Source organism: Pseudoalteromonas sp. MQS005 (assembly GCF_001661605.1).
Taxonomy (GTDB): domain Bacteria; phylum Pseudomonadota; class Gammaproteobacteria; order Enterobacterales; family Alteromonadaceae; genus Pseudoalteromonas; species Pseudoalteromonas tetraodonis.
This window is the reverse complement of the sequence record NZ_LYRQ01000025.1, coordinates 1-26,328: the sequence shown is the minus strand read 5'-3', so window position 1 is coordinate 26,328 and position 26,328 is coordinate 1. Positions and strand designations below refer to the sequence as shown.

Below are 26,328 nucleotides of genomic sequence, written 5' to 3'. Positions count from 1 at the left end.
AGGTGGCTGTTATGAAAATTTTTGATCCTAGATTTTATGGCAACTTAAACTCGTCGAATTTTGATGTTAATGGAAAACTCATCACTATTGATATTGAATCATCTGGCATTAGTAAAAACGGATACCCAATTGAAGTTGGTTGGTACAGTAATGATTCCACAGGTTCATTTCTCATTAAGCCCGAGCCAGATTGGTTAGAGAATGGGTTTTGGTGTAAATACGCTGAAACTCACGTTCATGGTATTTCAAAAAAGATGTTGTTGCGAAAGGGGATTGATGTCGTCTCTGCGGCTATCAGGTTAAATGAAACTCTAGGTAACAGTGTTGTTGTATGTGATGTCGTTGAATTCGATGGAACATGGTTAACACAGCTGTTTGCTAAGGCTAATGTTATCCCTAGTTTTAAATTGATAGGCCATCTTGAATTAATTGATTTTAAAAAACGTAATGGATGCCATTTAATAAAATCATTTTCTGAGTTACAGAATTTTGAAAATAAACGACACAGAGCACAAGACGACGCCAAGCAATTGCATGAAAACATGCTAAAAATTACGGAACCAATTGCCTAAATAAGCCAATCCATTCACGTCGGAGTTTTAAAGTCTGTATTAATATACTAATTAAAACTCTGACGCTCGAATAACCTTTCAACACAAAGCTACCAAGTACGCAAAACCAACAATAAACCAACAAGAAAGCAACGAATAAAGAAAATTAGCAAATTCGCACATCGTGCGGGGATAAAATTATTTTATTCAAATCCCAGTGCTAGCGCACTTTATAGGCCTATCTATTTTAGGTAAATCCTAATTCCAAAAACTGATCTCATTTTCCAACGATGGGTGCCCTGTTGCGATAGTTCAAAATACAGCAACTTGAAGTTGGGAAATTCATTTAAATCACGTCAGAGTTTTAATTTAGTTATTAATACAGAACAAAAAACTCTGACGCGGGACGAGTTACTTCCAGCTTCATTAATAACAAATTTTTGGAGATGTATTTTGAAGCAAGTTAAATATTTATGTATAGCAAAATCAGGTGTTGTATTACCAAATGGTGTCGAAGCAGAACATTTTTATCGTGAAAACTTATCTATGTTTTTGGCTGAGCAATTAAAGCGCCAGACATTAATTGAGATAGATTATGTGTTGGTAGTGGGTGAAACTGATGTTGTATTTGGCGCAGAGTTAGCAATTCAATATGGTTTAACACTTTCAGTTTATGGGTATGAATATGATTTTCGCGATCATGAGATTACTGACTCGACTAAAGAGCAAGTATTAAGAGAATTACTGTCCGTATCTAAAGAACCCAAGTTATTTACTCAATCATTAAACGAACTGCTGAATAAATTAATTAAAAAAGTTCCATTACAGCTGTCTGAAGAACAGGTTGAAAAACTTATTTTAGCTGCTACCCCGCAGGCACTAAACATAGGTGGTGAGAAGGCGACTGATGTAGCAAAAAGAATGGTTATGGATTTCTTCGAACAGAAGAAACGAGAAGTCAAAGACTTAGTTTCACCGCGTTTGTCAGATCAAGTAAAAGAAATATGTCTTAGCTACAAAAATGAGCTAGTCGAATATATCAAACATAACCCCGGTTTCTATGTTTTAAACGAGCGAATGGGAGCAGGTAAAAGTCAAGATGTGATCATTCCACTCTTTAATGAGTTTTCTTCAACTGATCTAAAACCTATTGTCATTACTCCGACTATTGCGTTAAGCACCCAACTCATCAATGACAAACGAAATTATCAGCATCAAAAAGAATTAGACGTTTCAGATCTAAAGGCTGTAGCCGCTTGCGTAATTTCAGCGACTGCCAACTGGAAATATCAGAAATACGGCAAAGACTCAAAAGTGTGCTTGATTGAAGAGTTTGAGGAGTGTGAGTCGGCTATTTGTTCTACAGAGTTAATGTACCCGAAAACTTTACATCGTTGCTCTGAAGCTATGGAACAATGGCAGAATCTTTTACAAACGGAGACTGTGGTTGTAGCCGATGCCATGTTTTCAAATTTTAGTGCTCAGCAAATCGTAAAAACAGGTCGATCAATCACACTCGTAAAGAACACTGATCAAGTTAATTATCAAGCCAAGAAATTAACGGTTTACTCTTATCAGAAACAATTAAGTAAATTGGTGGACAGCTTAAATGCTGGTGACAGAGCGATTGTTTTCTGTGATGGAAGTCACAAGTTTAATGGGAAATTCAAAACTATAGCCAAGGTTATTGAGGAACAAACAGATGTTACGCCAATAGTAGTGGACAGCGTTTTTATTCAAAAAGACAACCCCGAGTATTTTTATAATTTAACATCTCGTGTAGAAGAGGAACAGTGCCATATCTTCTCACCAGTTGTTACGAGTGGCGTTAGCGTCGTTACGGATAAGGTGAATTCCGTCAACATTTTTGCTTGTCATACTTTACTTCCTACTCAACTGGTTCAAAGTTCAGGACGTTTTAGAAAATCGCAGGATATCGATATTTCTTTTGATAACTGGTCACGATTTACGACTACAGGCAAAAAACAAATTTTCAATGAATTGGCGTATAAAGCCTATGAAGAACAGTGCCTAAGCGAGCTTTCATCTTTGTTTAACGACAAAAATTGTCAGTTGGTATTAGACCGTATCGCTCATAACCGACGAATGAAACAAAACTATGTTTTTACAACATTACAACTATTTAAAGAAATGGGATACGACATAACCCTAGAAAACAATAGAGATGGTAGCGAAGCTATTGGCACACTCATAAAAAAACTGTTCAAACAAAATAAAAACAAGTTAATAGAAATTGCTATCGATACTGTCTATGACAAGTCAGAGCATTACTTCTTAAAAAATTCATTTGGAATATTAACGAACGAAGAACAGTTCAAACTTCATGTTTATGAATTGCAGAGATTCTACAACACAAACTCTTTTGATAATGTTAACTCGGCTGAGCAATTAATCGAGTTTGATAAGGGCGCTAAAAGCCGTAAGCATCTAGAACATTTACTAGTTTTAGAAGGTGGTTTTTGCTCAATAAAAAATCCTAAATTGGTAGTTACTCAGAAAATATTCAAAGACATTTTTCAAATCCTCAATATTGATTTAGTTAGCTTAACAGCAAGCTATAAAATTGATGATATCGATAAACTAGCCCAGTATATAAAGTCAGAAAAAATTGCTAATTATAAAGTTAGAGATGAACTTATAGCACTTGGTTGCTCCACTATTATCACGAGTGAATATAAAAGTAGGGGAAAGTTATCTCAGGGAATTTTAAAAGTTTTATTTGGTTTGAAACAGCTTGAGCACAGAAGCGGTAAAGGCTCAAGGCAAACTGAATACTATTCTTTATGCAGCAGAAATAGTGAACTAATCAAAAAGTATTTTGATTTGAAATTTAATTCAAGGATTAACTGATGTGGCATATCAAAATATGGACAGAAAGTTGACTTCGTAGATTTCGACTTTGACTGTGGAATCACCAGTAAAGATGCTGATGAGTTTACTGACATCTTACAGCTACGAATACTAAGAATTGTAAACGGTGAAAAAATTTATGTAGATCAAACTTAAAAGTTGACGCATTCTTAATTTGTAGTACATTGTGGTAATCAAATTGATTATACCAGTGTCATACAAATATAAGTGCGTATATGAGCTTCATAAGAGAAACCAAAGAGACCGAAAACATAGACAACCTGAGCTTTGCTCAAAAGCAAAGGCTGTCTTTTATAGACTTCTCACTTATGTTCAAAGGAAGCGTGAATCGTAAAGAATTGACCGCCAAGTTCGAAATGGGGATGGCCAATGCGACTCGCGATCTTGCGGTTTATAAAGAGCTAGCACCAAATAACATCGATTTTGATCAAAAAGAGCGCACATATTTTCAAGCGAAAACCTTTAAACCACTTTTTAGTTATGATGCTCGTCAAACCATGGCGAAGCTGTCTAACAAAATCAGCGATGGTTTCGACGGTGTGTTAGAAATACCATTTCCTGTTGATGCACCGTATCAGCTCAATGTCCCAGATATCTTTATTGTCGCGAAAATCGTACAAGCCACTTTAAAGCAAAAGCCGATCTCGATCATTTATACATCATTAAGTTCAGGCTCCAAGGCAAGGGAAATAGTACCTCATACCATAGTTGATAATGGCCTTCGTTGGCATGTTCGAGGGTTTGACAGAAATTCAAAGTCATTTCGTGATTTTGTTCTGACTCGTGTAACTAAAGTAACTATTAAAGCAGATACGCCAAGCGCAGAAGAAAACAAACTCGAAGATCACCAGTGGATGCGCATGATGCCACTACAATTAGTGCCTCATCCAAATAATGTGAAGCACCCAACTGCCATAGCACTTGATTATGGTATGACCGAAGGACAATTAGACATAACTATTCGAGCGGCTATGGCAGGATATTTATTAAGGCGTTGGAACGTCGATTGTACAGCTGACGCTGAGTTGGTAGGTGCAGAGTATCAATTATGGTTAAAGAATCGAAAAGCCTTGTTTGGTGCAGAAAATCTTACAATTGCCCCCGGCTACGTACCAGAATTGGAAGAATTATAAATGACTTCAACTAATAACCCGTTAAACAAACACGCCATCAAAACACACAAGGACTACCTTGGTGATTTAATTGGTGGCAGTTTAATGATCAAAGAAAGCCAAATCGTTGCTGAATTATTACTTAAAAAACCATCTCAAGAAGAATGGTTAGATGCAATCGTTAACCGAAATATATTACAAAAACGTTCCGATGCGTCAGCTAAACGTAACGCTGCGACTATAAAAAAACGTATCGAAGACTTGCCAGATGAATATCTTGAGCAGGTAGCATTTGGTAGCACGGAGCTTTCGACTCAGCTGATGTTCGCAGCAACGTTAATAAATAGCACTTTGTTAGCTGACTTTATGCGAAATGTCGTGCTCGACGCAAAACGTATGTTTAGAGAAAGCCTAGACGTTGGTGACTGGGAATCGTATTGGGAAGACCGTTGCCGTCTGTTTCCTGATCTAGCTAATATGTCTGACGCGTCCACTTATAAAATTTCACAAGTTGCCTTTAAAGCAATTGCTGATGGTGGATACATAGAAACAACTCGCAGTAAGAAATTGCAAAATGTGTATCTGCTGCCTGAAGTTAGGCAATTGCTTCTGTCGATAGACAGAGAGGACATTATTGCAGCTATGGAATTAATCTAAGGAAGGATACGTAACTATGACGACCTTTAGTACAACGAAACAACATAAGAACTTGAACGATAGACTCGATCAAATTCTACCTAAGATCGAGAGTCAAGATTTCCTTAAGAACCAAGGTTTAGGAAATGAAATTGGTTTTTATGTTTTTGATTATCCAGCTGAGTCTGAGTTAACGGTAAGAGAGCACTTGGCGTTTATCACAGACAAGTTAACAAAGCGCGGACGCAATTTCGCCAGTATCAATTTATTTGAAGCGATTCTGGAATTATTGGACTCGCGGAATCTTACCGAGCGGGCATTCAAAGTACAAAAAGAGCGCGGTGACGATGCACTGTTTAATGCACTAAAAGGCCCACTTGAACAAAATCGTGTTGCCAAATTCATTGCCTCTAAAATCGATCTTAGTGCAGATAATCAAGCTCAAACAGAATTTATATTATTACACGGTTTAGGCAGTGCATGGCCAATTATAAGAGGCCACGGTCTGTTAAATGCCTTACATGCAAAAGTAGGCAATGTACCAACTGTATTGTTTTACCCCGGCGAATACGACGGAACTGCACTAAAACCCTTTGGCCGTATCGAATCAAATAACTATTACCGAGCATTTAAACTCGTTCCATAAATGGACGTTTGAGTTAAGAAGGATAAAAAGAAAATGCAAATTAAAGATTTATTTATAAAAGACATAAACCGCCCAATCAATGGCGTAGTTAAAGCAGATCAATTAGAAAGTAACACCGTCTTTACCGAACTAGATGAGTACGTCATCACCAAAGAACTCGCGACTCATTTTGAAGAGTTTTTTGATGCTTATATGCCATCCGTACGCGACCCTAAGAAAAAAGCCGAATCGGGTAAAATCGGCGTTTGGGTAAGTGGTTTCTTTGGCTCAGGTAAATCGCATTTTATTAAAATTCTTTCTTACTTATTGCAAAACATCAAAGCAACGAATGGCGAGATTGACAGATCAGCCATTGAGTTCTTTAAAGACAAAAAACTTGATGGGTTCTTACTTGGTGAAATCGACACTGCCGTAACCAAAGACAATACAGTCATCTTATTTAACATAGATAGTCGTGCTAATACTGATGATGGTGTTGATGCCATATTAAAAGTATTTCTTAAAGTCTTTAACGAGCAAATGGGGTTTAGTGGTGATTACCCTCATATAGCTCATCTAGAACGAGAGTTATTTAGTAAAGGGTTATTTGAAAGTTTCAAGAATACATTTTATGAGTTAACTGATTTGAGTTGGGTGGAAAATCGTGATTCATACGGTTTATACCTAGATGATATTACGGAGGTATTGAGTAAGGTCACTAATCAATCACTAGAATCAACACGTAAATGGATGGACCAACTTGAAAATAACTTTACCCTCGATATCGCCAATTTCTGTAAGTGGGTTAAAGAGTATTTAGACACTGACTTAAATCGCCGGGTTTTATTTTTTGTCGATGAAGTAGGGCAGTTTATCGGCAACAACACGCAAATGATGTTGAAGCTGCAAACCATTACAGAAAACCTCGGCACTATTTGTGAAGGTCGAGCGTGGGTGGTCGTGACCTCGCAAGAAGACATTGACTCTGTTATTGGCCACATGGCAGGCTCCAAAGGCCATGACTTTTCAAAGATCCAAGGTCGTTTTGAACGTCTATCGTTATCAAGTTCAAATACCAGTGAAGTTATCGAAAAGCGTCTGCTATCTAAACTAGAACAAGCTCGTCCCGTTTTACAAACCTTGTATGACCAAAAAGGCGATATTCTTCGTAATCAACTAGCATTTGATAGCACAACTACCGCAGAGCTAGCCAATTACAAAGACGCCACAAGTTTTATTCATAGCTACCCATTTGTGCCGTACCACTACAATCTAGTGCAAAAGATATTTGAAGCAATTCGTAAGGCGGGGGCAACTGGTCTTCACCTGAGTCGTGGTGAACGGTCATTGTTAGATGCCTTCCAAAGTGCGGCTAAACAAGTTCGTTACGAAGAAGTGGGCGTCTTAATCCCTTTGTATTACTTTTATCCAGCAATTGAAAGCTTCTTAGATACGTCCGTTAAAAAAGACATCGATCAAGCAGCAGAAAAAGAGTCAATTTCAGACTTTGCGCTAAATATTCTCAAAACACTATTCTTGATCCGTTACGTTGACGTAATCAAATCGACTATGGATAACTTAGTAACCTTGTGTGTTAGTAAGGTTGACGAAGACCGATTAACGTTAAGACGCGATATTGAACAAGCTCTCAATGCACTTGAAGCGAACTTGCTTATTGCCCGTCAAGGTGATGAATACATTTTCTTAACTAACGAAGAAAAAGAAATTGAGAACGAGATCCGCGAAACCGAAATTGAATTATCGGATGAAACTAAAAAACTCAGCGATTTAATTTTTGATGATGTACTGCGCAGAGATAATATCTATCGTTATCCTGAAAACAAACAAGATTTTCCGATTAGTCGATTCTGTAATGGCATGCCGCGTGATGGCTCACAGGAAAATGACTTAGTAGTTAAAATCATTTCACCTATCGATCCGAATTACAGCGAATATGATTCAACGGTTTGTGCCAATCAATCACAGGATGGCCTTTCTTCAGGTGGAGCAGGCGCGATTATCATTAAGCTTGCTGATAACAACAAAGTTTTCGATGAAATTCGTACATTCATAAAAACCGATAAGTTCTTGCGCAGAAACACGGGGAATAGGCCAGAGCAACAGCAGTTGTTGCATCAGAAAGGTTCTGAAAACCAAGATCGTAATCGCCGGGTTAAATTAGCCATTGAAGACCTGTTAAAAGATGCGGAATTCTATGCATTAGGTTCACAACAAAATCCTAAAGGTGGAGCAATCAGCACCATCCTACAAGAGCTATACAAGTATGTTATCGAAAACACCTTCAGTAAATTAAAACTGGTTAAACCGTTTCCGGGGGATATTCGCAGAGAAATTCAAAACACTTTAGTGGCTGATGATATTGGTCAAATTGGTTTAGATCTGCAAGGCCAAGAAGTTAACCCTCATGCCATTTTAGAAGTCGAGAAATTTATTTCACTTGGTGATGATGCAGGAAGGCCAATCACAGCTGAAGACATTGTAAAACGTTTCTCAAAACGACCTTTTGGCTGGAACGATGAAGAAATTGTACTGCTCATTTCTCGTCTAGCATTAGCAAACAAAATCTGCTTCCAAAGCCGTCAGCAAGACGTCTCGTTAAAGAACGCTTACGATAACTTAATGCAAGTGCGTAAACGTGCAGAGCTTCGAGTTCGTCGTATAAAGCAGCAGTCAGAAGCAAACCTAAAGCGTGCCGCGAAATTGTTTAAAGACGTATTCCAAAAGAATGCGGCTGATAGTGAAAAAGAGTTGTTTAACGATGCGAAATCTAACTTTGCGACTATAAAAGGCAAGCTAGATGCGTTCGCCAACAAAGCCTCTACTGGTCATTATCCGGGAGTTAGCGAAATTGAAAGTGGCCGAGTGTTATTGGCCGGGTTAATTGAAACACAATCCAGCTTCCAATTTATTGAGCAATTTCTTGCATGCGAAAATGACTTGCTCGATTTTGAAGAAGACTATCAAGATATCGAAGACTTTTATGAAACCCAATTTGCAACTTGGCAAAAGCTTCAAAGAGCGCTAACTATTGATTTTGATAGAAACCGTACTGCACTAGAAAAAGACAACGATGCTTTAGCTGCATTGCAAAAGCTCGAAAATATCTACAACAAACCTCGCCCATATCGAGAAATTAAAGATATAGAGCCGTTAATCGAGTCAGTATGCAAAGTTAATGATCAACTGCTACAAGAAAAACGAGCGCATGCAAAATCACGCATTGAGCACCGTATTGAGCAAGTGCAAAAGCAAATTACAGCGGCACACGTACCAAGCGAGTTAAGCAATAGAGCATTACGACCACTGCAATTGGCTTTACAAAGGCTCGATGGCTTAAGTGGAATTGCTGAGATCTTACAAGAACAAGCAGATTCGATTAATTTAGAAGAAGACGCTTATGACTTGATCAATAAGCACATAGAAGATCAGCAAGCGTTAGCAGCAAAACAAGCTAAAGAAGAAGCAGCAGCTGCATCTAATTCAACTTCGGATTCAAGCGCTAACCCAAGCTCTGAGTCTACTTTTAACGCAGGCAATGGCGGCTACGAACCGTCAACGACTGAGCCTCAACAAGTAGCAGAGCCAGCGGTAAACACGCCAATTCCGAAAAAAATCGTGTCTATCGATACCGCGAGCATTATTCGCGATGTGAATGCCACAGGCGTCATTGAAACCGAGCAAGACATAGATGATTACCTTGCAGCATTAAAAGAAAAACTCACCGCGTTAGTTAACAGCAACAACAAAGTGCGCATTCGTTAATCAAGGAAGAGTTAGAGGCAAATTACATGAACACGAAAAATTTAAAAGCATACGCACCTAAAGCGCGAAGAGAGTTTATCGCAGCCGTTAAAAAGCGTGCTGCCCAATTTGGCATTTATGAAGATCGTATTGAGGAAGTGCGCATAGAAGGTGGCGCTGCCATTATTGACGGTCGTGCATTTACTCGTAAAGAAGGTGAGCAGCGCAAGAGATTAGAAAGCAAAATAGCTGAACGAACATCTGCGACTTATCAAGAAAAGTACGACATGTTCATCCGTGAAATGGCTTACACATGGTTTAACCGACTTGCAGCTATTCGTTATATGGAACTGCATGATTATTTTGACCATGGTTTTCGAGTGCTTTCCCCTGCAAAGAGCAATACGAGTAACCCTGACGGCTTACCTGAAATTCTAAGTCATGCGTCAGATGTAGCTGACAGTTTAGCGTTAGATAAAAGCCATATCATAGAGCTACAGTTAGCCGGTGATAAAGAAGAAGCGCTATACCGGGAGTTACTGCTGGGTCAATGTCATCAACTAGCTAAAATAATGCCCCAGATCTTTAAAGGCTTAGGGTTTGAGGCATTGGAAGATGCAACTGAATTACTACTGCCAAATAACCTAACTAAAACAGACTCTATTCTTAAAGGGTTGATCAACGACATTCCAGAAGAAGATTGGCAAGAGATAGAAGTCATCGGTTGGCTTTATCAGTTCTATATTTCAGAGCATAAAGATGCCGTAATTGGCAAAGTGGTTAAATCAGAAGATATTCCAGCGGCCACTCAGTTATTTACCCCCAATTGGATTGTTAAATACCTAGTACAAAACTCGCTTGGCAGACAATGGTTAGCAACCTATCCAGACTCAAAGTTGGTTGAAGCATTAAAAGAGACTGATAGAAAGAAAAAAGTTAAGGCGCTTGAATTTAAAGGTGAGACGAATACTAATCATATAGAAGGTGATGTGTATTACATTGAGCCTGCGGAACAGTCTGAAGAAGTCATCGAGCAACTAAAAGCTATTACACCAACCAGTATTGACCCAGAAGAAATTAAAGTGCTCGATCCTGCATGTGGTTCAGGCCATATCTTGGTTGAAGTGTATGAAGTTTTGCGAGAAATCTATCTTGAGCGTGGTTACCGTCTTCGTGAAATTCCAGAGTTAATCCTTACTAAAAACATTTATGGTTTAGACATAGATGATCGTGCGGCGCAGCTTGCAGGCTTTGCCTTAATGATGAAAGCACGTGAAGATGATAGGCGTATTTTCCAGCGGGTTGAAGACGGTGAAGTATCGCTTAATGTATTCTCATTACAATCAACCGAAGGGTTTGATATTACCACCATATGGAAAGGATTAGATTTAGAAGGGAATCAGCAAATTGGCTCAACAGGTGGGCTTTTTGACGAATCTACCGATGTCACTCCAGCGAATGCAGGAATCTACAAAGAATACTTTGAATTACTGAAAACACTTAAAACAGCATTTCTACAAGCTAAAACCCTTGGCTCGTTGATACAGATTGATTCTAAGTATTTAGATAACCTTCTTTCACTTAAACAGCGTTTATTAGAAAAGTTAGCGAACTCCGATACTCAATCAAAACCCGAAGTAGAAAAAATATTACCAATTGTGAATCAAGCGATTGTGCTAGCTCAAAAGTATGATGCGGTATGTGCGAATCCGCCGTACATGGGATCTAAATACCAAACGCCGATAGTTAAACAATATTTAAAAGATAATTTTAAAGGTTATGAGAAGGATCTTTTCTCTGCATTCATAGTTAGAAATTTACAACTTGCAAAACACCGCGGTGAACTAGGGTTTATGACTCCGTTTGTATGGATGTTCATATCAAGCTATGAAGAACTTCGAGCTAAGCTCATTGAGGATGAGGTTATATCAACATTAATTCAGCTCGAATACTCTGGCTTTGATGGTGCTACCGTACCAATTTGTACGTTTACCTTAACCAAAGGTCATGTGGACGATTATGTTGGCAGTTACATTCGACTATCTGATTTTAAAGGCGCCGCAAATCAAGGTCCTAAAACGCTAGAAGCTATTCAAAATAGAGCTTGTGGTTGGTTTTTTGATGCGAAGCCTGATGACTTCAAAAAAATTCCCGGAAGCCCAATAGCTTATTGGGTTGATGATGATTTTAGAAATGTATATTCAGAATCAAGTTTACTGTCAGCTAAAGCTCACTCTTTACAAGGCATGATAACCGGAGATAATAATAAGTTTTTAAGGTTGTGGCATGAAGTAAATGCAGACTGTCTCTCCTTAAACAAAGATGACATTTCTAAAGTTGATCACATAAATGCTCCGTGGATTCCTTACAATAAAGGAGGAGAAGTTAGAAAATGGTACGGGAATAATGAGTATGTATTGAATTGGAGAAATCAAGGAAAAGATTTAACTCGGTCTAGAACTCAAAATTCAGCGTATTATTTAAAACAGTGCGTAACTTGGACGTTTATTAGTTCTTCGTTTTTTGCATCTAGATTTTGTCCTGTTGGCTCTGTTTGGGATGTTGCGGGTTCAAGTGCTTTTCCGAAAAACGCTGAAGATACCTATGTCATTTTAAGCCTCATGGCCTCGCCAGTAGGGAAATATATTCTTGATGTCAGCAATCCGACTTTAAATTATCAAGTCGAGAATATATTGGCGTTACCTCTTCATTCTGAACTATTTGAGAACACTTTTATTAGGGAAAAACTCAAGGAAAATACTCTTAGATTAATAGAACTAAGTAAATGGGACTGGGATTCATCGGAACGTTCATGGGATTATAAAGCTCCAGAGCTTGTTAACAGGCATTCAGAAAAACTAGCAGATTCAATGACTCTAGTATTGGAAAATAATGATAAAAAAGTGACGCTTGCTTACGAACTTGAATTAGAAAACCTAAACATACTGTCTAAAATATACAAAGTAAGAGAGCTAACAATTCCAAAAGAGCACATAACCTTATTTGCAAACATAAAGTTTATGCATGGAATGGATAGCGAAGCTGAAAATCAGTATAAGTCAGTATTAGTTCAAGAGTGTATTAGTTATTCAATTGGTCTTATGATGGGGCGTTATTCCTTAGATCGAGAAGGATTAGTTTATGCTCATTCAGGCAACGAAGGTTTTAAAGATTTAGAAGCTGAGGGGGCATATAAAACATTTCCAGCAGATGATGACGGCATTATTCCATTAGCGTCTGAAGAGTGGTTATTTGACGATGATGCAACCAGTCGTTTTAAAGAGTTTGTTAAAGCCGTTTGGGGTGGCTCTTCACCAGATGGCTGCGGCGCTCACTTATCTGAAAACCTAGAGTTTGTTGCAGAAAGCTTATGTTTATACGCACTTAAACCTAAAAAAGGTGAAAGTGCTATGGATACCATCCGCCGTTACTTCTCCACGCAATTCTTTAAAGAACACTGTAAAACTTATAAAAAACGTCCTATCTATTGGCTATTTAGTTCAGGTAAAGAAAAAGCCTTTGAGTGCTTAGTCTATCTGCATCGTTATAACGAAGGCACATTATCTCGTATGCGTACCGAATATGTTACGCCTCTCATGGGTAAATACGATGCGCAACTAGCGAGGCTGTCAGACGACATGGTTAACGCTACCGGCTCAGAAGCCCGCCGCATTGAAAAAGACATCAAAGCGTTAGAGAAAAAACAAGCCGAACTCCGCACCTTCGACGAGCAACTAAAACATTATGCCGAAAAACGCATCACCCTCGATTTAGACGACGGCGTAAAAGAAAACTACGGCAAATTCGGCAACCTACTAGCCGACGTAAAAAACATCCACGGAAAGGCGGTGAAGTAGCATGAAGTTACAAAGTTTAAGCGATATTTTTGAAAAGCGACTATTGCGCATACCTGATTATCAACGTGGTTACGCATGGTTAGAACATCAGTACAATGACTTTTGGGAAGATATCCTGCATCTAAATATTGATAGGGTTCATTATACTGGGGTTATTACGTTAGAACCTGTGCCTAGGGATATATGGCGTAAATGGGAAAATGATGAATGGATCATTGAGGGAGTCGGCTTTAAACCTTTTTATGTGGTCGACGGGCAGCAAAGGTTAACAACCTCTATGTTGCTTATGCAGGCAATCCTTGAATCAGTTGATGCTAGCGAGCTTCTAAATTATCAGTCTCTTGAAACCATCAGAAAGCAGTACATTATTAATAGGGCTGAAGACGGCCAGAGAGCAAGTTTTATTTTTGGATATGAGAAAGATAATCCAAGCGACGAGTATTTAAAAACAAAAGTTTTTGGCGTCCATTCACATAGCAACCAATATCAAGAAACGCTATACACACAAAACCTTTCCAAAGCTAAAGCGTTTTTTAAGGAAAAGCTGAGTGAATTAACTACAGATGAAATAGCGGTTATTTATAAAAAGCTGACACAGAAGTTTAAATTTAACTTGTATGAAATTGACGATGAAATCGATGTGTACGTTACTTTTGAAACAATGAATAACCGGGGAAAGCCATTAACAAGTTTAGAATTATTAAAAAATCGCCTTATTTACCTTTCGACATTATTTAAAGAGCACGAAGGTCATGCGGTGCTTAGAGCAAAAATAAATAATGCTTGGAAGACTATCTATGAGTATTTAGGGAAAAACCCAGAAGCACCTCTGAGTGAACATTTATTCTTACGTAACCATTGGACTATGTATTTTAAATATACTCGCCGTAAGGGTGATGACTACATTAAATTTTTGTTGGATGAAAAATTTACAGCAAGAAATGTTACCCATCCTAAGAAAGAGGAAGACAGGATCTCTGTTGAGGAAATCGATAAGTATGTAACGAGCCTTCAGCAATCTATTAGGCCTTGGTTCTATATGCATAACCCTTATTTTCCTCTCCCAGAGTATACCGATGAGCAAAATAAATTACTGCTTGATAGACTTCACCGTTTGAGTTTCAGGGCATTTAAACCATTGTTGTTGGCTGCATATGTTTCCCAACAGAGCGTAGAGAAGGTTAATTTATTACTATCAGCGGCTGAAAGATATAACTTCACGTTATTCACTTTGAGCCAAAGACGTTCCAATACTGGTGATACTGAGTTTTTCTCAATGTCTCGTGATTTAATGACCAAAAAAATAACCATTGAATCAATTGTTGCCTCCATTACAGAGTGGGTCGATAAATATTATGACCCCAATCGTTTTCTTGCATATATCTCGGAAAAATATGAATTAGGTAATCATGGATTTTTTAAGTGGGATGGAATTAGATATTTTCTTTATGAGCATGAACAATGGTTACGTTCACGAGGGAAGCAATCGTCAAATAAGTTGTCGTGGGAAAAACTCTCTGCTACTAAAAAGGATAGCGTAACGATAGAACATATTTTTCCTCAAACTCCAAAAGATCCTTATTGGCTCTCGCGCTTTGGCACTTTTAGTAAAGAAGAAACACAATTTGTTGCACACTCTTTAGGTAACTTAGTTCCACTGAGTAGAGCTAAAAACTCTAGTTTGCAAAACGATAGTTTCGATTTAAAGAAAAATAACGGTAATGGTGTAGGGTTCTACAACGGGTCTGCTTCAGAAAATGAACTAGCTCAAAAAGAAGAGTGGTTGCCCGAATCAATTTTAGAACGCGGATTAGAGTTACTAAAATTTATGGAAGAAAGGTGGGATATTGTAGTTGGAGATAATGATTTTAAAACCAATTTGTTACATCTAGCCTTTTTGAATGACAAGGAGGAGGTCACGATTTAGTTGTTGCATATTGTGTTTTTTAATGCAAAAATTTGCAAACTCTAAATAGTGACACTATATATGGTGTCAGATGCCTAAAGAATTATATGATGAAGTAATAACCACATTTCAGAATGCTGGTGCAAGTATGAGGTGCCAACAAGCGAAATCCTTGTTGGGAGAGTTAGGCTTTAATGTCAAAGATGGCCGCAAAGGGGGGCATAAGGTTTTTACTCATCCTCATTTAGAAGGTTTTACCTCAGGTTCACTTAATTGTGATCACGGTAGAAATCCAGAAATTAAAAAGCCTTACATAAAAAAAATAATAAAGGTATTAGAGAAGTACGAGAACGAACTCGTAAAATACTTGGAGAAACGAGATGGATAGTGAAAAAATGTTTGATGCAAGTCTATACAATATCACTGTACGAAAAGGAAATTTTGACGGCGAAGTGTTCTTTGAAGCTAAAGTAAAAGAATTACCCGATGTAGCCGAATACGCAGAAACTTACGAAGAAGCATATTTACTTGCGATTGATACGATTGAAACAACTGCTGAGGCTTTAGCTGAACAAGGTAAAGTCATGCCAGCTCCTATTTTAGAAAATGACGACTTTAGTGGGCGAGTTACCTTGAGAATGCCTAAAAGTATGCACGCTGCGTTATCATCATGGTCGGAAAGTGAAGATATTAGCTTAAACCAACTACTTGTTAATTGTTTAGCTTTTAACTTGGGTGAGCAATTTGGTGTATCTCGAACGATTCACAGTATCAAGTCGTCTATTGGTTCCTTGAATCAAACTGATTATATGCACTTGGAGTCGCAACCAAGAAGAACCAATAAAGTTGTTCCAATTAAGCCCATTGTATTAAATGAGAATGTTATGGAGAATCGGTACTATGGGAGTTAGTAGTAATTTTCAAAAAGCAAAAGACTCACTTCAATCTCATGATATTTATATAAAAAATACTCATTGTTTCACGCATAATGATTTTGATCCAAAGAGAACTGATTTTGATAATTTAGTATATCAATTCATGCATGTAGTTAGAGGTTCTGAAGTTTTTGGTGTCCAAGATGAAGACGGAAGTGAAGAACATTTTTTTAAAGTTTTTGTGGATGTGGGTTGTCGCTTTATTAAAGAAGAAGATAAAGAGAATAAGGACTCAGAACCTGTAGCTCAAATTGAAGCGAGCTTTTGTGCAGAATACCAGATGCTTGACAAAGAAATAGATGAAGATTCATTAAAAGTTTTTGCGCTTCAAAATGTTAGCTACCATGTTTGGCCTTTCTGGAGGGAACACTTAATGAATATGTGTAACCGTTTAAATCTTCCAAAAGTTGCATTACCGACAATGCAAGTGAAGCCTCAAAATGGTAATACAGAATAATTTAATTAAATTAATTGAGACATTTCCATTTGCTAAAAGCTTAAAATTTTCTTTTATTTTTTGCTTAAAGGCTTCTCGTCATTATGAGGAGTCTGATTTAACATTTTCAACACACGCTTGCTCTATTCGCTACACTTCACCCATATTTTCTTGCTGTGTTCTATGTTATTCCTCAAACCAAAAGTAAAGCCGAAATGTTTAAAGGCATAAGAAATGAATTTAGAACAAATAAAACAAGGCATCTTAGCAAAATTTGATAGATGCCGATTAGTATTCTGGCAAGATGAAGAGATTGAGTTTCAAGAGCAATTACCGGTAATTGAAACTGAATTTGAATCATCAGGTGTCGAGCTTATCAAGTTGGATGAATATTCGCACTTTGAAGTCAAGCAACGTGTTGAGCTAAAAGAGCCTAACACTCAATTCTTACTGTATAGTAATAAATCTCTAAACGAACCAACGCGTGATTGGCTTTACGATATTCGCCTTTATGCTGAGCATTTTTATGCTGATTCAAGCTCAATGATATTAAATGAACTTGGTATGCGTATGGAGTTTCGCCAAGACATTAGCCGCTATAAAAAGTTTTTTGGTAATCAGCAACGTTACAGCAAACTTAAGAAGTTATTACCTGAAGGCGCAGATAAGCAAGCACTAGAATTAGCAATGGTTGCGGTAGTTGCTAAGGTAGAATCCGTTAGTTTTACAACCATACTACATCAATTAATTTCACTATTTGTTGAGTCTCCAAATAAGTGCGATGAAGCCATTGCTGAATTAGATAAATATGATTTAACTAATATATTTTGGCGTCACGCGGTTGAAGAATTTGGTTATATTGCTTTAGGTAATTGGGTTAGCAATGAAGATACTGAACAGCCAGTTGCCAATGTTAAAGACTTAATTACTAAACTACTAGTAACCGATTGTTACCATGGTTTACAGGCGTCTGGAGTTTCAATTAGTAAAACAGACTTTGCTTCAAGTTTATCTGCACATGTATTACCACTTTCTATTGATTCCGAAAGCTTTGACAAGCTTCCTAAGTCTATTAGAGAACTAATAGGCAATGCAGCTGCGAAGCGAGCAGCTGTGGTTAGTTTTGTTTCTTCTTGGCGCGAAAGCCGTACTTTGTCTGCATCGTACAACGACATAGCTCAAGAAGTTGCAGGTGAATTAGAAATAAAACACAAGTTAGCTGAGTTTAAAAATCCGAGTAACTTTATAAATGTTGAGACCTTCATTGAAGTTGAACAGCAGTTGATCAAATTAATTGCGACAGACTTACAGGCTTATTCTGCTAATGAAATCAGTGATTGGGTGTCGACTAAATTATATGGCCATTGGTGCAGTGTCGATAAAAATTATCAATACCTGTTCGCTTCTCTTCGCGCTGCAAAAGAGTTCTACGACTTAAGAGATAAGTACTTTGATGGTTTTTATTTCGACAGTGCGAAGGCTCTCTATAAAACATACGAATCAGAGCTTTATAAGTTTGATCATGCCTATCGGATTTTTTTTGAAAACTTCATTAATTTACGTAAGAACAATGGCGGTGACTTATTACAAAGTTTAGGTTTAGTTGATGATATTGAAAATCTTTATGTGAATTGGTACTTGAATGACTTAGCCATAGCATGGGGTAAATTGGTTGATAGCGAGAGTCTTCTTGATAATTGGAAGATTGTAGGCGTTCATAATCAACAACACTTTTATCAACAAGAAGTGCGTGGCCTATTAAGAAATACTCAAGCCAAACGTATTTTTGTGATTATTTCAGACGCTTTACGCTATGAGGTTGCTCACGATATTTATCAGCGTATCAGTGATGAAGGGCGTTTAAAGCCTGAATTAAAATCTCAGCTAGGTGTTGTTCCATCTTATACCCAACTAGGAATGGGAAGCCTACTTCCACACCAAAAGTTAACTGCGCATTTAGGTTCAAAAGTAGAATACAAAGCTGACGGTATTTCTGTACATGGTCATGACAACCGTCAAAAGGTGTTGGCAAAGCATAACGGCGTTGCTTTTAAAGCCGATGAGGTTTTCAAGTGGACAAGACAAGTAGCCAAAGAGCAAATTGGTGAAGCTGAAGTAGTGTATATTTATCACGATATGATTGATGCCATAGGCGATAAGCAAAGTACTGAAAATCAGACTTTTGAAGCTGCACAAGATACCGTTGTTGAATTGATCGAGTTGATAAAGCGGATCTTTAACCGTTTAAATGGTAGTCGAGTGTTATTAACAGCTGATCATGGCTTCTTATTTAAAATGACCGATTTAACGGATTCAGATAAAACCGCTCATAAGTCAAAACCTAAAGGCGCAATTGAAGATAAAAAACGTTATGTGATTGGTTCAAATTTGCCTTCAGATGATTTTTATTGGACTGGGAAAATAGCCAATACAGCTGGAATTGACCCTACTTTAGGCGATGATGCAGAATTTATTGTGCCTAGAGGTAGTAATCGATTCAATTTTGTAGGCGGTGCTAAGTTTATCCATGGTGGCATTATGCCGCAGGAAATTTGTGTTCCTGTGCTTCAAGTTCGTGAGCTTGATATTAAAGCTCAGACAAAACTCGCTAAACAAAAAGTTGGCGCTGTGCCTTTACAGAACCCAATTAAAATCGTTTCAAATATCGATAGGATTTCATTTTTACAAACAGACCCTGTCGGCGATAAGTTTAAAGCTCGTAAGTTGGAACTTTGGATTGAAGACCCTTTTGGTAAACAGGTGAGTTCTAAAGAAGAGCATATATTTGACTCAGTTTCAGAAAAGCTCGATGAACGTAAACGTAACATTCAAATTAAATTAGAGGGCAGCGGCTTTGATCGCACGGTAAGTTATAAATTGATAATGGAAGATACTGAGAGTAAAACCAAAACAACACACTCCGTTATTATTGATTTAGCCTTCGAAGATGATTTTTTTTAGAGGATAGCGCAAATGGAAAATGAACATTTAGATAATAGTAACATCACAAGTAATGAATCCTCTCAAATTCGAAGCGCTGACCTTGACGATTTAATGACGACTGAATTTAAAGGTCGTGTTGTTCGTAAAGATTTAACAAAACAGTTAAAAGAAGGTGCGAACGTTCCGGTTTATGTACTTGAATATTTATTGGGCATGTACTGCTCTTCAGCAGAGGATGAGTTAATCCAAGAAGGGTTGAAGAACGTTAAGAAGATCTTGACGGAAAACTATGTGCGTCCAGATGAAGCTGAAAAAGCCAAGTCGTTGATCCGTGAAAAGGGCACTCATAAAGTCATTGATAAAGTAACGGTAAAACTCAATCAGAAAAAAGATATCTATGAAGCAAGTTTATCCAATATTGGAATTAAAGATGCCGTTGTTCCTAATAAAATTGTTAAAGAAAACGAAAAGTTATTAACCGGTGGTATCTGGTGCATTATTACGGTGAGTTATTTCTATGAAGAAGGTCAGAAAACATCGCCGTTCTCTGTATTTAGTTTAAAACCAATCCAAATGCCTTCAATGAATATGGATGAGGTGTATCAAGCTCGTCGTAAGTTCTCAGTTGATCAATGGATAGATTTGTTACTTCGTTCAATAGGTATGGAGCCAGCTAACCTTGAACATAGATGCAAGTGGCACTTAATAGCTCGCATGATCCCATTTGTTGAGAATAACTATAACGTATGTGAACTCGGTCCTCGTGGCACGGGTAAGTCTCATGTTTATAAAGAATGTTCTCCGAATTCATTATTGGTGTCAGGCGGTCAAACTACGGTAGCTAACCTGTTTTATAACATGTCTTCACGCCAAATTGGTTTAGTTGGTATGTGGGATGTTGTTGCCTTTGATGAAGTCGCAGGTATTCGTTTTAAAGATAAAGATGGCATTCAGATCATGAAAGATTACATGGCGTCTGGTTCTTTTTCTCGTGGCCGTGATTCTATTGAAGCAAAAGCCTCTATGGTGTTTGTTGGGAATATCGATCACAGCGTTGAGACATTGGTAAAAACCAGTCACTTATTAGCGCCATTTCCAGATGAAATGATCGACTCAGCTTATTTTGATCGCTTCCATGCTTATATTCCGGGCTGGGAAATTCCTAAAATGCGCCCAGAGTTCTTTACAGACCGATTTGGACTGATAACAGACTACTTAGCAGAATATATGCGTGAAATGCGTAAAACCACGTTTTCAGATGCAATCGATAAGTTCTTTAAGTTAGGTAACAACCTTAATCAACGTGACGTTATTGGTGTAAGAAGAACAACATCAGGTTTGCTTAAGCTTCTATATCCAAATGGTGAATATACAAAAGAAGATGTACGCACATGTTTAACTTATGCTCTTGAAGTGCGTCGTCGGGTAAAAGAGCAACTTAAGAAAATTGGCGGTATGGAATTCTTTGACGTTAATTTTAGTTATATCGATAACGAAACGCTTGAAGAGTTTTTTGTCAATGTGCCAGAGCAAGGTGGCTCAAATCTAATCCCAGCAGGGGTCACAAAGCCCGGAGTAGTGCACTTTGTTGATCATGGCGCTTCTGGAAAATTAGGTGTTTATCGTATTGAAACACAAATGACACCGGGCACAGGTAAACATTCAACATCGGGATTTGGTTCAGATACGAGTGCTAAAGAACAAGTACGCGTTGGATTTGAATACTTTAAAGGTAACTTAAACAGAATAGCCGCTAATTCTCGTTTCTCTGAGCATGAATTTCACATACATTTTGTAGATTTACAAACATCAGGAAATAGTCACCAAGCGAGTTTAGGTGCATTAGTAGCATGCTGTTCAGTATTACTTAATAAGCCTGTTCAAGAGCAAATGGTTGTATTAGGAAGTATCACACTTGGTGGCGTAGTAAACCCAGTTCAAGATTTAGCATCAAGTATGCAGATAGCGCTGGAGGCAGGTGCAACTAAAGTGTTACTGCCTATGGCATCAGCTAGTGATATACCTTCTGTACCTGCTGAAACATTCACCAAGTTCCAAGTAAGCTTTTACAGCGACCCTATTGATGCCGTTTATAAGGCGCTTGGGGTGCAGTAATGTAAATTTTAAAAAGAAAAATGAAGTATAAAACTTGCTTTAGGCTAGAAATAAATTGAAAAATAAGAATTGATTGATTGACAGAGCATAAAAAAATCGAAATAGCTGAGGCCGGATACATATAAGATGATTCTGATTATCAGATGCGTGTACTTTCAGAGCTGGGTAGCCTGTGCGATGTTCTTGCAATATATACATCTACGGCATCGTTAAATTTAGTTTTTGCCCCAAATGCTACCTGAATTTATTTATCGTAGAATAGTAATTTAATTTGCTATTCGAATTCTGCACTTAGGCCGATTTTTAACACTTAATTTTAAGACCTTTTGCAGGTCAACAGCCAAAATCCAACTTGGGTTAATTAAACAAGGTAAATAGGGAAAATAGTTTATGTCAAACGTTAATGCATTTGTTAGAGAAAACGTAAAAAATATTGGTGAATATGTATACTTATCACCTGATATTCCTGAGAAAAAACTAAATAATGCTGTGTCTGCAATGAAATGTGAGGATCTTCTTCATTCGATTATAGCTATTCAGGATGCAACTTTGTTCGGTAAATCTGACGAAGGTTTTATTTTTACAGGCGATCGTTTTATTCATGATAAACATGGTGTTTTTTTATATTCTGATATCGAAAAAGTTGAGTATAAAGAAGATAAAACGGTTAATGCTAAAGGTAAAGAAAGTGTTAAGGAGTCTGTTGAAATTACCAAGAGTGGAAAAGTTTATACTTTCAAGTATATGCATGGCGTGAAAGACAAAAAACTATCTGAATTCCTTAATAAAATCGTATCTGATTTTAGTGATTTTAATAATGAGAAACAAGCTGTTGATCTAGTAGAGATGAGTGATGAGTTTAAAGTTAATTACCTAAAGCTTATTGTTAATATGACATTCGAAGATGATGGAGATGTTGATGAGACAGAGCTAGCAGAAATTCTACTTTTATCGACAAGGTTACATCTAACCGTAAAGGCTAGAAGTGATGTCAGAAAGTACATTCAAGATATAGAGAGTAATATTGAACCAGTTGAAAATATATTGGCTTCAATTCGCGGTTTGAGTGATCAGTCCCAGCACCAGTCGATAATGATCTCGTTAGCTAAGGATATGGTTAATACTTATTATTCCTCAAAGTCTGCAACCAATGGAGATGTACCTTTTTTACTAAAACATCAAGTAGCAATGGATCTTAGTGATGATGATTTACAGTTTGCTAAAGATGCTGTTTCAGAAGCATTTCAGATTTTAAAGGACGATGTTGATGATAATGTTATTCGTGAGAATGCTTCAAAACTTGCCTCAACAGCAGCGGCAGTTGGTGCGCCAATTGCAGCCGTATATATATCTGGTTCAGTAGTAGGTCTATCAGCATCTGGCATTACTTCAGGACTTGCTACTTTGGGTCTCGGTATGGGAATGACAGGCGGGTTAGCAATATTAGGGGCAGTTGGTTTCTTAACATATACTGGTGTAAGAAAGTATTCTGGAGTAAATGAGTTAGATCGCTTTAAAGTTAAGTTAGCAATGTTAAATGAAGCATTAAAACAGACTCATCTAACTATAAAAAATACAATAGAAGATATTAATTATTTAGTAGGGCAACTTTCTAGTGCTATGGATGCTGGTGAAGTAAGTCGATCAGAAGTTATGAAGATGGAAAAACAGATCGCAAAGTATGCTGGTGCACTTAAGCAGGAAAGTAACAAAGCTGATAAGTTCGAGAATGCAGCTAATCGAACTAGGTGCCCCAAAGAGCTTGATCACTTGCGTTTACAAAACCTTTGTGAGGGAGCCACTAAGTTAAAGATTTTTGATTTTATCATAAGCCGATATGAAGAAAATGAAAATGGGGACTATGTATTAAAAGACAGTATTCCAACTGAAATGCTTGATAAGATGTCTTCTCTCTTTGAAAGTCTTGGCTATTATGAAATAAATAATGCATTGAAATCAAAACTTCAATCTAAGGCCAAGGGAATATTTAGTTAGATGGAAGAATTAAATGAAAAGGCTTTATCTCTAAAAGTTCAACAAGAACAACTGTGTGTTGGAGGTAGCAAGCTAAGTGAACTTGACAGAGGTATTGATAATTTAAAAGAGTATCAATCAGAAACTGATTATATGATTCAAAAGCTAAAAACTGATCTTGAGGGTTTGGGTGTTAGTTATGATGAGTTTTCTGATTTAGATGAAGCTGATAGGTTATTGTTAGAGTTGCAACTTGAGTCGCAAGAGGATTTGGGTGTTAGTTATGATGAGTGTGATGAGTTATCTGATTTAGATGAAGCTGATAGGTTAATGTTAGAATTGCAACTTGAGTCGCAAGTGATTTTGGAGCAACCTAAGTTAAAAAGAGTTGAAACACTTAACTTAAATCATATTTTAAATGATGATATGAGTTGGGAAGATTATATCTTATCAGTTAATGACTATGCTCAGAGGAACCGTATTAATACGGTTAATGCTTTTGAACGCTTGCTTACTAATAGTCAAGAAGCTGAGCTTAAAAACAGAATTCAGAAAGAATTCACTTATAAAGCTCCAAACTGCGATAAAATTGATTATGCAATTGCCAGCACTTCAGGTTTATTATGCGGAATAATTGACATTGTTTTTGTTGGTGCACCGGGAGAATCGCCACTAGGAGATTCTGTTGATCAGTTTGCCAATAAAGCAACAGAAAAGTTTGCTGGTATTTTAGGCTGGGACTCTGAAAAAGCTGAAGCTAAAGGATCAAACACAACGGCTAGTGCTATTGGTTTTTTGGAGAGAAAGTTTAAAGTAAATTATGATCAAGCAACGACAGCTTCTGTCGATGGAGCTGTTCCTAATTTATCTTTAAAAAACCATCATTTAAAAAGTTTGGGACATTCTCCAGATCTGATTGGCTTGTTTTTCTCTGTTCTTAATCAATTTACTAATACTTCTACGTTTATTAGTAACGGGAAGGTTATTACGGTTGATACAGAAACCAATGAGTTGCAAGGCGGTAATATTATTGCAAAGGTTTTTTGTGGTATCGCAAACTGGTTTGGGCACATTATGTCTGATTGGACTGGATCATCAGGCACGGTAGGCCAAGGAGGTCGTGGAACGGGTGTGCCAATACCATTTTATAATTTACTTTTGGGCTTGAATGCTGGTGAGTTCGATAAAAACAAACAATCTATTGCTACTATTGCTACTAAGGTCTTTGAAGAAGGATATGATGCTCGACATGGTATAACTATGGCTATCCCTGTTGTTATTAATGAATTGATCATTAGGCTCTGTTGGATGATTCGAGCTAGGTTTTCTGATAATAAGGAATGGAAGGATTGTATACCGACAGAGTCTAATCCTGAATTACGCAGAATGTTATGTGTTGGTCAAGGCGCATTATGCCTTGTCGATGGTGCTGACGCAGCAATTCGTGGCGGTGGCCAAGTTATAACTACATTGCTTAGAGTGAATTTATTTGCTTGGACACGATTCGCTCATCTGGCATTGAAAGAACTTAACGCATGGGCAATGCAAGGAAAAATAAATCACGAGTTGATGGATGTTTACCTAGATCAAGAGTTTGAGGAAATTCTTAGCTCTAGCTATGCAAGAAACCGCTAACTAAATTTAAAGAGGCGAATATCAAAATTCGCCTTCATTCTGGATTACGATCATATATTTTTTATTGTGTAGATGTCATGGGTTATTGAAAATTGTGCTAGATTGATTTTCTTCCGATGACATACGGCATTAACTTGATCATGTTATTAGCATCATCGATTCCACGATGATGTGAACCGGTGAGTGAGATTTGAGCAAGCTTTAACGCTCCCGCCATACCTTGTCTTTTGCGTACTTTTTGAGTTTTAGAAAATTGCTTTTTAATGTTTAAGTGAGGAGCAGGAATAGGGTATGGTACATTATGAAAAGCACAGTCTTGTTCAAATTGCTGTTTGTCATACTCACCCCAACTGCAAAACAGGTAGTTATGGTAATTGCCTAGCCAATTTTGGAAAGTGTTAATTGCTTCAGGGTAATATGGTGCATGATCGACATTGTGTTGAGTGATGCTTGTTAAGTTCGTACAAAAGTCGGTTAGTTTAGGGTGTCGTTGCGGTTGAATAAACGTGTTGAACTCATCTAGTTTTGTAAGTGAGTCGGCACAAATTAAAACAGCCCCAATTTCGATCATTTCCATTTCGTTGACTGGAAAAGAGTCATCGTTATTGCAAGTTGCTTCAACATCAATAATTAAAAAGTATTTAAAACTGTCTAAGTCCATCATTTTCCTTAATGTTGTGTGGCGAAATTATAGCCTTTAAAAAAATTATATAAATACGGATTGAGTTAAAGGCTTAAATGATTACTAAAACGAAAATGTATTTTCAAAGTCACCGTCTGTTGGTTCTTTTATTCTCCTAAGGTACGGCTTTATCAACTCATAAGCAAACTGTTGTTCTGCGTCTTTTTTCCTTAACCAATTGAAATATAGCCAATGAATCGCCCCGAGTTCATCGGAGACCAGTTTGTTTAAGTCAGGCCACTTTACCTGACTCGTTTAAATTATCAT

The 26,328-nt window shown here is 37.5% G+C and carries 16 protein-coding genes; 15 read left to right on the top strand and 1 reads right to left on the bottom strand.

The genetic code is table 11. From position 1 onward, the window contains the following. Positions 1-11 precede the first annotated feature (11 nt). The 15 genes from A9479_RS10310 (at position 12) to A9479_RS10240 (ending at position 25,379) form a co-directional block, all read left to right on the top strand. On the top strand, positions 12-572 hold the full coding sequence (locus A9479_RS10310; protein WP_082918325.1) for a hypothetical protein: 561 nt from the start codon (positions 12-14) through the stop codon (positions 570-572). A gap of 432 nt (positions 573-1,004) precedes the next feature. After that, a complete protein-coding gene (locus A9479_RS10305; protein WP_156520093.1) occupies positions 1,005-3,422 on the top strand; it encodes a hypothetical protein in 2,418 nt (805 codons plus the stop codon). 236 nt (positions 3,423-3,658) lie between these two features. Further along, positions 3,659-4,576, top strand: a complete 918-nt coding sequence (locus A9479_RS10300) for a WYL domain-containing protein (RefSeq protein ID WP_064663370.1) — start codon at positions 3,659-3,661, stop codon at positions 4,574-4,576. Next, the gene (locus tag A9479_RS10295) at positions 4,577-5,212 is read left to right on the top strand and encodes a DUF1819 family protein (RefSeq protein ID WP_064663369.1); all 636 of its coding nucleotides are present in this window, start codon (positions 4,577-4,579) and stop codon (positions 5,210-5,212) included. It abuts the gene before it with no gap. A 16-nt stretch (positions 5,213-5,228) separates the two neighbouring features. Beyond that, positions 5,229-5,837, top strand: coding sequence for a DUF1788 domain-containing protein (locus A9479_RS10290; RefSeq protein WP_064663368.1), 609 nt, complete (start codon positions 5,229-5,231; stop codon positions 5,835-5,837). Between the two features lie 33 nt (positions 5,838-5,870). Further along, the gene (gene brxC / locus A9479_RS10285; RefSeq protein WP_064663367.1) at positions 5,871-9,599 is read left to right on the top strand and encodes a BREX system P-loop protein BrxC; all 3,729 of its coding nucleotides are present in this window, start codon (positions 5,871-5,873) and stop codon (positions 9,597-9,599) included. 26 nt (positions 9,600-9,625) lie between these two features. Next, entirely contained in the window at positions 9,626-13,435 is a 3,810-nt protein-coding gene (gene pglX / locus A9479_RS10280; protein ID WP_064663366.1) for a BREX-1 system adenine-specific DNA-methyltransferase PglX, read from the top strand. 1 nt (position 13,436) lies between these two features. Then, entirely contained in the window at positions 13,437-15,362 is a 1,926-nt protein-coding gene (locus A9479_RS10275; protein ID WP_064663365.1) for a DUF262 domain-containing protein, read from the top strand. A gap of 70 nt (positions 15,363-15,432) precedes the next feature. Continuing rightward, complete coding sequence (locus A9479_RS10270) at positions 15,433-15,729, top strand: type II toxin-antitoxin system HicA family toxin (RefSeq protein WP_064663364.1); 297 nt, start codon at positions 15,433-15,435, stop codon at positions 15,727-15,729. Then, positions 15,722-16,252 (top strand): toxin-antitoxin system HicB family antitoxin, encoded by a 531-nt coding sequence (locus tag A9479_RS10265; protein WP_064663363.1) that lies wholly within the window; start codon positions 15,722-15,724, stop codon positions 16,250-16,252. The genes A9479_RS10270 and A9479_RS10265 overlap by 8 nt, the downstream gene beginning before the upstream one ends. Next, the gene (locus A9479_RS10260) at positions 16,242-16,733 is read left to right on the top strand and encodes a hypothetical protein (protein ID WP_064663362.1); all 492 of its coding nucleotides are present in this window, start codon (positions 16,242-16,244) and stop codon (positions 16,731-16,733) included. Before A9479_RS10265 ends, A9479_RS10260 begins: the two co-directional genes overlap by 11 nt. 213 nt (positions 16,734-16,946) lie before the next feature. After that, on the top strand, positions 16,947-19,673 hold the full coding sequence (gene pglZ, locus A9479_RS19850; RefSeq protein WP_064663361.1) for a BREX-1 system phosphatase PglZ type A: 2,727 nt from the start codon (positions 16,947-16,949) through the stop codon (positions 19,671-19,673). Between the two features lie 12 nt (positions 19,674-19,685). Continuing rightward, entirely contained in the window at positions 19,686-21,770 is a 2,085-nt protein-coding gene (gene brxL, locus A9479_RS19845; RefSeq protein WP_064663360.1) for a protease Lon-related BREX system protein BrxL, read from the top strand. Between the two features lie 390 nt (positions 21,771-22,160). Continuing rightward, on the top strand, positions 22,161-23,765 hold the full coding sequence (locus tag A9479_RS10245) for a hypothetical protein (protein WP_064663359.1): 1,605 nt from the start codon (positions 22,161-22,163) through the stop codon (positions 23,763-23,765). Next, entirely contained in the window at positions 23,766-25,379 is a 1,614-nt protein-coding gene (locus tag A9479_RS10240; protein WP_197487252.1) for a hypothetical protein, read from the top strand. It abuts the gene before it with no gap. A 97-nt stretch (positions 25,380-25,476) separates the two neighbouring features. On the opposite strand, the gene A9479_RS10235 is transcribed toward A9479_RS10240, so the two are convergent. Beyond that, positions 25,477-26,043 carry a 3'-5' exonuclease gene (locus A9479_RS10235; protein ID WP_231893561.1) on the bottom strand — a complete coding sequence of 189 codons (567 nt, stop codon included), beginning with the start codon at positions 26,041-26,043 and terminating at the stop codon, positions 25,477-25,479. Positions 26,044-26,328: the final 285 nt, after the last annotated feature.